Raw genomic sequence first — 13261 nt, forward strand, 5'->3', positions numbered from 1 at the left:
AAGTTTTCGTAAACTGCAGACAGCGTGCTTGTCTCCTTCTCACTCGTCTGTTAGACTGATTTCGAAAATCGATATCGAACTTCGATAACAGGGGGTGACATGGATGGAAGACCGCGTTTTGCGGAAGCTGTTCCTCGGATTTATCCACATCCATATCTTGCATCATGCCGCTGAACATCCGGTATACGGGGCATGGATGGTCGATGAACTACGAGAGCACGGTTATGAAATCAGTGCCGGTACGCTTTATCCGATTTTACATGGGATGGAGAAGGATGGTCTCCTCGTCCGTGAAAATGAGACCGTCGATGGGCACGTCCGAAAAAATTATGTGACGACCGAAAAAGGGCTCTCGGTTTTACAAGAAGCCCGTCAAAAAGCTTATGAGTTATTCAAAGAGATTAAGGAGTGAAGGTATGACGACACAACGTGTGACGTTCAAGACGTTACTAGAGATTTTATTCGTTTCGACCCGACTCGGGCTGACATCGTTCGGCGGACCGGTCGCCCACCTTGGCTATTTCCATGAGGAATATGTGAGACGGCGCAAATGGATGGATGAGAAGGCATATGCCGACCTCGTCGCCTTATGTCAATTCTTGCCCGGTCCCGCGAGTTCACAAGTCGGGATTGGAATCGGCATCGTCCGCGGTGGGATACTAGGTGGCATCACCTCGTTCATCGGCTTCACGACCCCGTCGGTCATCGCCCTCATGCTGTTTGCTTTGGTCCTATCCGGTCTCGACGTCTCTGATGCCGGTTGGTTATACGGTTTGAAAGTCGTTGCTGTCGCCATCGTCGCCCATGCGATTTTAGGCATGGCGAGTAAGCTCACACCTGATCCAAAGACGAAGACAATCGCCTTCTTCGCACTTGCCGGCGTATTGCTTTGGCAGACGACATTCAGCCAAGTGCTCGTCATTCTCGTCGCTGCCGTCGCTGGGTTCTTGTTGTTCAAGCCAGATCGTCTCGATGCAAAATCAAGCACGTTCCCAATTTCAAAACGGCTCGGCGCCGTCTTGCTGTCGGTATTCGGGGCACTTCTCGTCATCTTACCGATTTTACGGGAAACGTTTGAAAACCAGGCGATTGCCTTGTTCGATAGTTTTTATCGCGCCGGTGCGCTCGTTTTCGGTGGCGGGCACGTCGTCTTGCCGCTTCTCGAGCGTGAACTCGTCCCAGCAGGTTTCTTAAGTGAAGAAGCGTTCCTCGCAGGATACGGTGCCGCCCAGGCCGTTCCGGGACCATTGTTCACTTTCGCTTCTTACCTCGGGACAGTCATCAATGGGATTCCGGGTGGGATTTTGGCGACGGTCGCTATTTTCTTACCGGCGTTCTTGCTCATCCTTGGGGCACTCCCGTTCTGGGATGCGCTTCGACACAACCCGAAAGTCGCTGGAGCCTTGATTGGGGTGAACGCTGCGGTCGTCGGTATTTTGATTGCGGCATTTTATAGCCCAATCTTCACAAGTACCGTCAACGGTGCGGTCGACTTCGTCTTTGCCGCTTTCTTGTTCGTCATGATCGCCTACTGGAAATTACCACCTTGGGCACTCGTCATCGCTGGCGTCATAGGTGGAATGTTGATCAATATGGTGTAATCACTAAGGGACCTTGTGTCCCTTTTTTTGTGGACTTTTTCGCTTAGTTGATTGTTAATCTTTTGAAACCATTCCCTCTCCCCCACTCGTTATACTGAAGAATGGATTCTAAAAAAAGGGAAATGTCCGCTTTGACTAGAAAGGAAGTGGGGGCATGAAACCACTTAAACATACAACGTATATGCCCGGTCTGGACGGCTTACGCACGTTCGCCGTTTTGGCTGTCATTTTATATCATTTAAACGTACCTTACATATCCGGGGGATTCCTCGGTGTCGATGTCTTCTTCGTCCTGTCCGGTTATTTGATTACCGGTATTCTCATTCGAGAGTGGACGAAGACCGGCACAATCGACTTAAAAAGATTCTATATCGCCCGTTTCCGTCGCTTGCTCCCGGCGCTCGTCTTGATGTTGTCTCTCGTGATGACATACGTCACGCTCTTTGACCGCTCGTTGCTTGATACAGTTCGGCAAGATTCACTCGCCGCGCTCGCTTACGTGAACAACTGGTGGTACATCTTCCATGAAGTGTCATATTTCGAGAGCTTCGGGAAACCGTCACCGCTTCAAAACTTGTGGTCTCTCTCCATCGAGGAACAGTTTTACGCGGTCTGGCCGCTCATTCTACTCGTCGGTCTCGCTTTCCGGAAACGATTGCTTCAATTGGTCGCAGCGCTCTTACTCGTCTCCGCGACATGGATGGCGTTCCGTTACGTTCCAGAAGCGGACCCAAGCCGTGTCTACTACGGGACAGATACACGCCTGTTCGGTCTGCTCATGGGTGCCATGCTCGCATTCGGCTGGCGACCAGATACGTTCAAAGCGGTCATCCCAAACATCGGACGACATATTTTGAACGTGGCTGGTGCGATCTCTCTCATCGTAATCGTCGGAATCATCGCCACGGTGAATGCGTATGACGCGTTCCTCTATTATGGTGGCTTCTTGCTCGTCGCCTTCTTGTCCGCAATCTTGATTGCCGCGGTCGCCCATCCGGCGACAATCTGGTCACGCCTATTTGGAAGCGCTTGGCTTCGTGTGATCGGTACGCGAACGTACGGGATTTATTTATGGCACTATCCGATCATCATCTTGTCGACACCGCTCGAACGACTTGGAACGTTTTCACCGCTCCTTGCGGTCGGTCAGGTCGCGCTCACGTTGTTGATCGCCGAATTGTCATATCGCTTTATTGAGACACCGATTCGTCGGGACGGATTTATCGCCTCGTTCCGTCAACTCGTCTCGACACCGACGCATCCAAGTGCCCGTTTCGCGGCTACGGCTTGCGCGACGGCACTCTCACTCGTACTCGTCGGCAACTTGACCATCTTGGCCTTCTCTGAATCGAAGCCGGCACAAGATGAGATTCCGATTGTGAAAGTACCGATGCCAAAGGAAGAGACACCTGACGTGCCGAAAGAACCTGAAACAGATGATTCGGAAGAAGCGACCACAGAGGTGACGCCTCCAGCAACTGAAACGCCAGAAGAAAAGAGTTGTCCACCGGCCCTTGCGATCGGTGATTCGGTCATGCTCGGGTTGAACGAGTACTTGGCAGATGCGTTTCCGAATATGACCATTGATGCTGAAATCGGGCGCCAAGTCCGCGATGCCATCCCTGTTGCATCTCAGTATGCATCGTATAATGCGCCAGGTCATGTCGTCTTCCTTCACCTCGGAACGAACGGGGCGTTCAAAATGGAACAACTCGACACGCTCCTCAAACAGTTCGAGCGCGCGGACCATATTTATTTAATCAACACCCGCGTCCCTCGTCCGTGGGAGAGCGAGGTCAATGAGAAACTCGCTCGTGCTAGCGAACTTCATGAGAACGTCTCCCTCATCGACTGGCATGGTCAATCCGTCGGGAAGGAATCTTATTTCGAGAGCGATGGCGTCCATCTGAATGTGGAAGGCGCCGAAGCGTTCGGTGAGGTTTTAAATCAAGAAATCGGCTGTCAATCAAACTAGGCTCTTGCGGATGCAAGAGCCTAGTTTTTTTCTTTGAACAGATAGCGGACAAGTAGTTTCACATAAGCTAACACCTCACGGATCACGTATCGCCCTTTTGCCAGCGGCGGAGTCGGTGCATATAGGGCATCGCTCTCAAGTTGGAAATAGAGCTTCGCAATGAGACGGGCCCGCGGGACATGAAAGTCATTCGTCACGATGGTGAGACCTGTCTCGCCTTCCCAAAACGGTCGACTGTGCTGAAAGTTCTCGATTGTCGAGGTAGAGGTTGCTTCGACATGGATCCGGTGTGGTTCAATGCCACATGCCATCAGTTCTCGTTCAATCACAAGCGCCTCGGCCATCTCTTCGTCAGGACCCTTTCCTCCTGTCGCAATGAGTTCTACGTACGGATGCGCCTTCGCATAGGCGACAGCGACGTCAATCCGATGTCGGAGCGCTCTCGATGGAGAGGTGCCGTTGACTTTTGCTCCAAGAATCAATACGAAGCGATAATCCCCCGTTGCGTTCGTTCTCATGTGGTCACCTACTTTTCATACTTTCTCTTTTAACCATACTCTAAAGAAAGAAACGAATGCACGGATTCGGCACTTTTACAAATTTAAGTAAATGTATTGGGATTAATATGAAATAAGATTCCAAATATCCAAAAAATGTTTTATGATAATGGTAATGAGACTTTGAAGGGAGGACAGGTGACCCATGACTGATTCTGATAAATGGCTATCCACCCGCTTCTTATATACACGTGATGCGCGACTGTTTGCAGAGATTGAAGTCATTGAGCTCGACCCGTCACACTATAAGTTCGTTATTCATCCGACGCCACTCGGAGCTAATGAATCGTCTTACATGCGACAAGGTCCTCTCGACTCGGATCACCTTCCCTCTGCGTTCGCCGATGTGAGTCGTGTGTATGCAAGACAGCTTGATTGTTTACGTGCCGCAACCCGACTCGTGTCGTCGATTGGACCGGCCCGTTTTACACCACATTAATTAAATAACAGCGTAGCTTCAGCACATGTGATGATTCCTAATGGATAGACAGAATACATTTAAGTCTGTTTTCCTGTTAGGGATTTTTTTGGTCCTCCTTCGATTTGTTTAGAGATGTGAAATTCCTACGTTATTTGACAGAAAGCCCAAAAACTGATGTCTTTCAAACGGGTGAAAATGCAAAATTCATTCAGTTTCTTTATTTACTATTCAATCCTATGCGCATATCACGACCATGTTACGTCCCGCCATTCAAATAGCATTTTCGTCTGAAAACGTTAAATTAAAAGTGACATATTTTTGTTAATTAAGTTTGCCCATTTTATGTTAAAATTTCTAGGTGTTTGTTTCTATGTCGCCTTCAATTAGTTTTGTAAAGGAGAGCTTTTATGCAGCAACCTGTACTATCTAATACACAAAGTTCACAGCCCAACAATGACTTAAATATTCTAAAACGCTTTATACAGTTCCTTTTCATTGTATCGTTCTTATTATTTATTTTTATTGGTGCATATCTTACTTATTACGGTGAAAAACGTAGCATTTCAGTTATGGAAAATCGCGAACTCGCTGATGCTCCTGAAATTTCAATGTCTTCACTCATAGACGGGACGTTTATGCGAGAATTTGAATCATTCGTCACTGATCAAATCGTTTTTCGTGATAAATGGATTGGACTCCACGCATTCTTTACAAAAGATGTGTTACAGCAATCAATTAAAAACGGGGTGTATGTTTCTGAAAATGGGACAATGAACTCACCGATTGGAACGATGACGGATCCACAACCTCTGATTGACGATTTAACTCGTTTCGCCACTGATTTGAATAAAGCAAACATTCCAATCTATTTCGGTTTAGCTCCGAATAAAGCAACACTTGACTCGTTTGATTCGAGTTTACCAACGTATATGACAAACGAAGCACCCGCCATGTATGATTTAATCGAAAATAAAATGTCTACATTAGAAAATATTAATTTTATCGATTATCGAAATAGTCTATCCTCAATTCAGGACCTAGACGATGCGTTTTATAAAACCGATTACCATTGGAATGTGTTCGGTGCGCAATTAGCCTACGAGGATACGATTCAATCCATGCAATCTGAATTTAGTGACATTCCTAGTCCACTGACTCAAGAAGAGCTCGTCCGGCATACGCATGACCAACCTTACTATGGCTCATTTGCAAGAAATACAACTCTTCAGTATGTAAAAGAAGGGGATACATTCGAATGGCTTGAACCAAAAAACGGTTTCACTCCAACCAATGCATGTTTTAATGGCGAATGCGGAATCGATTTGATTAACACGGCACCACTGGCATCAAAAGAAGTGTATACAGAACTGTATACTGTATTTTTACACAGAAACTGGCCACTCCTTACCATTGATCAGGTCAATCCAGTAAACGACCGCCGTCTTTTAATCTTAAAAGACTCCTATGCTAATCCAATGCTCACATTACTCCCTGAGCACTTCGGACATATATCCGTGATTGATGTCCGTCATTATAAAGGAGAAACGATTCGTGAATATGTAAAAGAGAATGATATGGATGCAGTTTTATTTATCCACAATGTAAATTTAAAAGACTTCATTCCGCTTTATCATGAAAAACTCGGGGTTTAAACAAATAAGAAAGTCCATTCTGATTCAGAATGGACTTTCTTATTTTCGTTATGGGGTAATATTCACAATCCGATTTTCAATCTTCGGTTCAACTGTTTTTAGCTTAACTAAGTAATCACGCATGATCTCCCAATCAATCAAACCGAGGTCATTTACTCGACCTTCTACATAAGCTTGTTTAAACTCTTCGTTGCTATCTCCACCTTTAGCAGTAAAGAAGTTTGTTGCCACCTTATATGTTTCACCCGGCTTTATGTCAACAAATGAACCATTCTTCATAACTTGAGCAGTGACAATTCGTTCACCTGCTGGTTTTGAAGAATCAAATTCAATCTTCATTCCTGACATATGAAGGAACCCACCATTCTCGATTGGATATAATCTCACACTACGTTCGAGAGCACCTAATAATTCACTGCCATCGAGTGACATAATCGCCAATGTGTTTCCGAATGGAAGTGTAGTCAATACTTCACCAGCCGTAACTGGTCCTGCATTGATTTCATTTCGAATTCCTCCACCATTTTGAACGGCCGCTACTACCTCTGAATCAATTTGCTTCGCACGATCTAACATGCCATCGGTAATCAAATTACCGAGCGCAGTTTCATTTTTACGCACGCTAGGCTTTGAAGCATCTCCTCTGTCACGTGGGTTTTCAAACAGTGCTAGTGTAGTTGCGCCAATTTCAGTATTTTTCAATTCACTAATCTCTGCTGCGTACGGGGCAAGTAGTTCTGTTGCTCCTGGGTCTGCCTCATAGTCTTTCACGCTGATCAATTTCCCGTCATGCGACACAATTTTACCGTTGCGGTCGAAGACTACATCTAATGTTCCAAGGTAATCTCCATATTGATAAGCTTGAACAATAACCGTCGGTGCTTCTTTCCCTTCTGAAATCACTACAGGTTCTTGTAATTCCGAATGAGAATGTCCTCCGATAATGATGTCAATGCCTTCAACATGCTTCGCCAATTCTAAGTCATTGTCAATTGCAGGATTATCATCAAAGCCTAAATGAGATACCGCCACGATTTGGTCGACACCCATCGACTCGAATGCTGAAACTGCTTTCTTAGCTTCGTCAATATAGTTTTGGAATTGAATAGGTCCTGGACTTGCGATATTCGCAGTGTCTTCAGTCGTCAAACCAAAGAATCCAACTTTCTTCCCATCAACCACTTTAATAACACCCTCATATAGTTTCCCATCATAAGGTTTAGTTGTTACTTCATCATTAAAGAGATTCTGCATGTATTGATCTTTGCTATAATCAACGTTCGAACTAACAAAAGGGAAACTCGCTTGTTTTACAAATTCAGATAACTCTTCATGCCCGTTAGCTGTACCTAAATCAAATTCATGGTTTCCAGGAACCATTAAATCGTACCCCATGTAATTCATCAACTTCAAATCAGCCTGCCCTTTGAACTGGTTGAAGTACAACGAACCTGAGAAGACGTCACCCGCGTCTACCAACAAACGATTCGAATTTTCCGCGCGAAGTTTTTTGATTAACGTTGCGCGTTTTGGTGCAGAATCGAGAGCAGCATGAGTATCATTCGTGTGCATAAATGACAACTCGTAGCCTTTAACTTCATACGGAACTTCAACAGAAACCGTTGTTCCGCGACGTGTATACGTAGCAGTCGCTACAAATTTCCCGATTTTATCTGTCGAAAGATTTGTCCATGTTACAGGTTGTGGAACTGTGCGATCAACAAATTTCACCGGAAGAGTACGTAGCGTCCCGTTAATTTTATCCCCTTGTTTAAATGTGAGCGGCCCTTTCGGAGGAATAATCGCAGATGGGTAGTTGATGAATCGAACTTGTTTTTCCACATATTTATTCGTCCCAAGTACTTTCCCTTTTACCGACTGATAGCTTGTGACATTTGTTGGATCAACCCACGACGTATACCATTCAATTTTGTGTCCTTTGTATGTACGATCAAGCACTGAACTCAACTTACCATTCCAAACAATTTTGGCTTTCAACTTTGTCGTTTTCGCGACTGGCGCAGCCTCTGCAACCGCAACCGGCGCAATCGCCGATACAGTTAACGTAGCCGCAAGTATCCCCTTATACAACTTGCGAGATTTAGAATGAAGCATCCCTGTTCCTCCTCTAGTTTTCATTTAATGACCGTTCACAAAGCCTAAGAAGACTTTAAAGAAAGCGTTTTCACAATTGTCCCAGGCTTCACTATTAAAGATACGCAATATTTACCATAAACTCAATTATTTTTTTGTAAATATTCGGTCATTTTACTTATGTATAAAAAGCATAAGCGTTGCAGACAAAATATCTACATCGCTTATGCTGTTTAAAATCTAAAGTATATGAAAGGGTTGAAACTACTTGCCACAACATAGGCAACGGCAAATATTAAAACAAGTGAAATATAACTAAATCTCAACATGCCCGCCGATAATACAATCCACCCTTTACTGCTTCGTTCTTCCAAGGTCATTACGTATGACCCAATCATTTTAGGAATCGGTGTGGCTGCCACAATCGAAATGAGTAGAATAAACCCATACTGTGATAAATAGTACATCGCTTGTGAGTCCCAAATCCCTGCTTTTCCAAATCCGAACATTGCTTGTAAATATGTTAAAGCATATTCAAAGTTGTCTGCTCTGAAAAATACCCATCCAATTATTACGATGAATAATGTAATACTCAAAGCGATTGAGGCCGGCAAAGCTTTAAGCCATTTCCCAAGAAATGCTCGCTCTAGCATGATGAACATACCGTAGTATGCTCCCCATGCAATAAAGGTCCAGCTCGCTCCATGCCATACGCCCGTCAACACCCAGACAATCGCTAAATTACGATAGGTTTTGAATGCCCCATCTCGGTTTCCACCAAGTGGGATATACACGTAATCCCGGAACCAACTTCCAAGAGAGATATGCCACCGACGCCAAAATTCTGAAACCGAACGAGAAATATATGGATAATTGAAGTTTTCAAGGAAGTGGAATCCAAACATTCGCCCAAGACCAATCGCCATATCTGAGTATCCTGAGAAATCAAAATAAATTTGTAAGGAGTATGCAATGATTCCAATCCATGCGAATCCTAATGATAAATCGTCTCCCGCTTGTGAGAATGCTTGGTCCGCTACATAACCACAACTGTTTGCAAGGATCATCTTTTTCCCCAGACCAATCACAAAACGCTGAACTCCGTACGCAAAGTCATCGACCGTTTCTTTGCGTTCATTAATCTCATCAGCAACTGTTTGATACCGAACAATCGGTCCTGCAATCAACTGAGGGAACAGAGAAATATAAAGTGCTAAATCAAGTGGATTGCGCTGCACTTTTCCATCTTTCCGATACACATCGATCACATAACTCATTGCTTGAAAAGTGAAGAAAGAAACACCAATCGGGAGAGGAATCATCGGGTCATCGAGTGAGAGACCAAGAAGGTGATTGACGTTTTCGATAATGAAGCTTGTATATTTAAATACCGAAAGCAGTAATACATTGCCAAGTACCATTCCTCCAACAAGCCACTTGGCAATTTTACGTTGTTCTCGATATCGATCAACAAATATACCAAATGTATAGTTCATCACGATTGAACCAATCATGACGAAGGTATAGATCGGTTCTCCCCATGCATAAAAGAGAAGACTGGCAACGAGTAGAATGATATTTTTTAAAAACCGTGGTGATAAATAATAGAGAAATAAGGTCAGTGGTAAAAAAACAAATAAAAAGATTGTTGAACTAAACAACATAACAAATATCCTCCCTGACAAAATAAAAGACTGCCTCTGCTACAAGAAGCAGTCTTTATTCGGATTACATGTTCGATCCAAAGCGTTCGATAATCGCATCCGCAATCCGTCGCGACGCTTCCCCATCACCATAAGGGTTTGAAGCCTTCGCCATCTCATCATACGCCTGTTTACTTGACAACAACTCATCTGCTAACCCAAAGATTGTTTCTTCATCGACTCCAGCGAGTTTGAGCGTACCTGCTGCCACACCTTCTGGACGCTCCGTTGTGTCTCGTAAAACGAGGACTGGGACGCCTAACGATGGCGCTTCTTCTTGTACGCCACCTGAATCAGTCAAAATTAAATGTGATCGAGAAGCATAGTTATGGAAATCGAATACGTCCAACGGTTCAATTAAATGTACACGTTCAAGTCCGTGAAGTATTTCATTCGCGAGTTCACGCACCACAGGGTTCATGTGAACAGGGTAAACCACTTCGATATCATCATACTTTTCAATTAATCGACGAACAGCACGGAACATATTGCGCATTGGCTCGCCTAGATTTTCACGACGATGCGCTGTTAAAAGAACGAGTCGTTTTTCTCCTGTCATGATTGAACCGAGCAAATCGCTTTCATAATCTTCGCGAACTGTCGTTTTTAAAGCATCGATTGCAGTGTTGCCTGTTACAAAAATGTCTGCTTCAGTTTTATTTTCACGCTTCAAATTTTCAGCAGATGTTTCAGTCGGTGCAAAGTGCATATCCGCCATCACGCCTGTCAATTGTCGGTTCATCTCTTCAGGATATGGAGAATATTTATTGTACGTGCGAAGACCAGCTTCCACATGCCCAATCGCAATCTGATTGTAAAATGCAGCCAGCGATGCAGCAAAAGTCGTTGTCGTGTCTCCGTGCACGAGAACGATGTCTGGTTTTGCTTCTTTCATCACTTCATCAAGTCCATGAAGAACGCGTGTCGTTACATCAAACAGAGTTTGCTTATCTTTCATCACATCAAGATCGTAGTCTGGCTTGATTTCGAAAAGAGATAGTACTTGGTCAAGCATTTGACGATGTTGGGCTGTGACAACAACAATAGGTTCAATATCTGAACGCTTTTTAAGTTCCAATACAAGAGGCGCCATTTTAATCGCTTCAGGACGTGTCCCGAATACTGTCATTACTTTAATCATTAACAAAATCCTTTCTACCCGCGCTTCATCGGTGAACAGATGAAGGAACGGCTATTCATCATACGCTATTGATTATATCAAATCTAATCAACTGAAAACGTTGGTAAAATTATCCGCCAAACCACAAGAATTATACGCCTATTTCAGTATCGGAATCAATTACAAGAAGATGACATTTTTGAAATCCATTTCAACTCGTCAGATACTACACGTTTAATCCCACATTTAGCTCGAATGGACTCACTCGCCTGCATAGACATTTCAAGAAACGTTGACTCATTCTCCACTAAGCGTTTAATATGGTCAGCTAATTCTTCTGCGCTCTCCGCTTTAGCTAATAATCCCGATTTTTCATGTTCCACAAATTCTGAAATCGCTGCGACATCATTCGTCACTGGCACAAGACCACTACTCATCGCCTCACACATCGAAACTCCCTGTGAGTCGAGTCGGGTCGGACACAAGAAAATTCCATGTTGCTGATGCAATTCGTATATCTTTTCTTTCGTTAAAAATCCTTGTTGAATGATCACATTTTTCATGCCCGACAACGGTTGTAAGATGTCATCAAATAATGGTCCATCTCCATAGAATGAGAAGGTCACGTCTTCAAACCAAGGTTCGTTCTGTAGCAACTCGACGGCGCGAACAGCAAGATCATTCCCATATTTTGTTGTATGATATGGTCTGATTGATAGTACGTTAAAACGAGCGTCACTCTTCTTCGTCTCATATTTAAAATGCTCATCATCAATAGGATTAGGAATGATGGTACTATGTCTTGTGACACATTTGGCATCGACTTCTGCAACACGAGTTTTAAACCATTCAGATACATGGACGAAAGATACATAAGGATCGTCTCCTCGGTAAAGTCGATGTATCAACTCCAATTGTCTTTCTTTTCGTCCTTTTAACTCAATCGCATGCTTTAAGTCAGACGCATTGTCTAAAAACTGGAACCAGCGTCGATACCAGGCTTCTGTCTCTACCCCATGAATCCAAACAATCGAAGGTAGTCTCGGTTGAATTGTTTGCATGAGTTTATAAATGTTTTCATTAAGAAAATGAATGAGCAATGAGGATACTCCACTTTCTTTAATAATCCAGTCACCATATCGAGAAGCTGCTTCAATCACTCTTATGCCTTCATGAACATATGATCGAATTACGTTTTCTTCCGATTTCAACACCAATACAATCGGCTCCACATCATTTTGTTGATACGCGACAAGTCTTGTGTGAATGAAGCCATGTCGATAAAGATGATCTTTATGCGGATAGGCGGTGGAAACGACAAGTGTATCAGCTTTTGATATATGAAACGGATAAGGCTCAGTCTCTCCATATAAGTCGAGTGGAGAAACACTCAATTGCCCTTCTCCACTTATACGATAATGAAGAGCTACTTCTACCGTATCAGGATGAATCGCTACCCAGTTTGTTTTTCTCGGCTCGAGTACTGTTACTTCTATCTCATTATTCTTTAATGTTTGTTCTAACAGATAACGAACTGATAATGTTCCCCGTTGTTCGGATTCGAATGTGACGGATAACCATTTAAGTCCACTTTGAGGAATCGACTCGAAAGCATGTCCAATTTTCTCAGCTTCTTTTTTTGAAAGAAAGAGTTGGTCTTCTTCATCAATATGAGACTGTACTAGCTTTCCTTGGATATGAACATGTCGTTCCATATTTATTCACCTCTCCGAAAAAGCCGATAAATCATTGAAGACTGGAAACGTTCGAGCTCGGTGCGCATTTCATCATTTTCTTGTTGTAATTCAACCAATTTCTTTTTCATCTCACTTGATTCTATTTCCATTTTTTCACAACGGGCAAATAATCCTTTGTACTTTTGAAGTTGTGCCTCGAGTTCTTGCTCCACTTCTTTTTTTTCATTTTCAGTTTGCTTTTGATCACGGGCCATTTTCCCGATTTTCTTTGTAGCTTCTGCTAGTTTTTTCTTTTCGGCTTCGATTTGACTCTCGTACGCCTCATATCGCAGCAATGTTTTTCGCATCATTTGTTCGATTTCAATCTCGAGCATTTCGTACTCTTTTTCCCAATTGATGTCACGCATACGTTTTTATCTCCTTTTTTTGTATATCACAATC

General features: G+C 43.6%; 11 protein-coding genes. 5 read left to right on the plus strand and 6 right to left on the minus strand.

Going from position 1 to position 13261, the window contains the following annotated elements:
• Positions 1 to 103: 103 nt before the first annotated feature.
• From PJK55_RS08195 to PJK55_RS08205, 3 genes are all read left to right on the plus strand, one after another.
• Positions 104 to 412, plus strand: coding sequence for a PadR family transcriptional regulator (locus PJK55_RS08195; RefSeq protein ID WP_074036378.1), 309 nt, complete (start codon positions 104 to 106; stop codon positions 410 to 412).
• Between the two features lie 4 nt (positions 413 to 416).
• Positions 417 to 1601 carry a chromate efflux transporter gene (gene chrA, locus PJK55_RS08200; protein WP_271305407.1) on the plus strand — a complete coding sequence of 395 codons (1185 nt, stop codon included), beginning with the start codon at positions 417 to 419 and terminating at the stop codon, positions 1599 to 1601.
• A 154-nt stretch (positions 1602 to 1755) separates the two neighbouring features.
• Positions 1756 to 3576, plus strand: coding sequence for an acyltransferase family protein (locus PJK55_RS08205; protein ID WP_271305408.1), 1821 nt, complete (start codon positions 1756 to 1758; stop codon positions 3574 to 3576).
• A 20-nt stretch (positions 3577 to 3596) separates the two neighbouring features.
• Here PJK55_RS08205 and PJK55_RS08210 read toward each other — a convergent pair whose 3' ends face one another.
• Complete coding sequence (locus PJK55_RS08210) at positions 3597 to 4094, minus strand: YdcF family protein (protein ID WP_271305409.1); 498 nt, start codon at positions 4092 to 4094, stop codon at positions 3597 to 3599.
• 184 nt (positions 4095 to 4278) lie between these two features.
• Here PJK55_RS08210 and PJK55_RS08215 point away from each other — a divergent pair, with 184 nt between their 5' ends.
• Both PJK55_RS08215 and PJK55_RS08220 read left to right on the plus strand, forming a co-directional pair.
• Positions 4279 to 4572 carry a hypothetical protein gene (locus PJK55_RS08215; protein WP_271305410.1) on the plus strand — a complete coding sequence of 98 codons (294 nt, stop codon included), beginning with the start codon at positions 4279 to 4281 and terminating at the stop codon, positions 4570 to 4572.
• 389 nt (positions 4573 to 4961) lie between these two features.
• A complete protein-coding gene (locus PJK55_RS08220; protein WP_271305411.1) occupies positions 4962 to 6206 on the plus strand; it encodes a DHHW family protein in 1245 nt (414 codons plus the stop codon).
• Between the two features lie 48 nt (positions 6207 to 6254).
• On the opposite strand, the gene PJK55_RS08225 is transcribed toward PJK55_RS08220, so the two are convergent.
• The 5 genes from PJK55_RS08225 to PJK55_RS08245 all read right to left on the minus strand — a co-directional run bounded on the left by PJK55_RS08225 (position 6255) and on the right by PJK55_RS08245 (position 13227).
• On the minus strand, positions 6255 to 8321 hold the full coding sequence (locus PJK55_RS08225) for a bifunctional metallophosphatase/5'-nucleotidase (protein ID WP_271305412.1): 2067 nt from the start codon (positions 8319 to 8321) through the stop codon (positions 6255 to 6257).
• A 212-nt stretch (positions 8322 to 8533) separates the two neighbouring features.
• Positions 8534 to 9964: an MBOAT family O-acyltransferase gene (locus tag PJK55_RS08230; protein WP_271305413.1), complete on the minus strand. Its 1431-nt coding sequence runs from the start codon at positions 9962 to 9964 to the stop codon at positions 8534 to 8536.
• 64 nt (positions 9965 to 10028) lie between these two features.
• The gene (gene wecB / locus PJK55_RS08235) at positions 10029 to 11144 is read right to left on the minus strand and encodes a non-hydrolyzing UDP-N-acetylglucosamine 2-epimerase (protein WP_442899500.1); all 1116 of its coding nucleotides are present in this window, start codon (positions 11142 to 11144) and stop codon (positions 10029 to 10031) included.
• Positions 11145 to 11299: 155 nt separating this feature from the next.
• Positions 11300 to 12838, minus strand: coding sequence for a glycosyltransferase family 4 protein (locus PJK55_RS08240; protein ID WP_271305414.1), 1539 nt, complete (start codon positions 12836 to 12838; stop codon positions 11300 to 11302).
• A gap of 2 nt (positions 12839 to 12840) precedes the next feature.
• Complete coding sequence (locus PJK55_RS08245; RefSeq protein WP_271305415.1) at positions 12841 to 13227, minus strand: hypothetical protein; 387 nt, start codon at positions 13225 to 13227, stop codon at positions 12841 to 12843.
• Positions 13228 to 13261: the final 34 nt, after the last annotated feature.

The organism is Exiguobacterium sp. MMG028 (assembly GCF_027947425.1).
GTDB classification, from domain to species: domain Bacteria; phylum Bacillota; class Bacilli; order Exiguobacteriales; family Exiguobacteriaceae; genus Exiguobacterium; species Exiguobacterium aestuarii_A.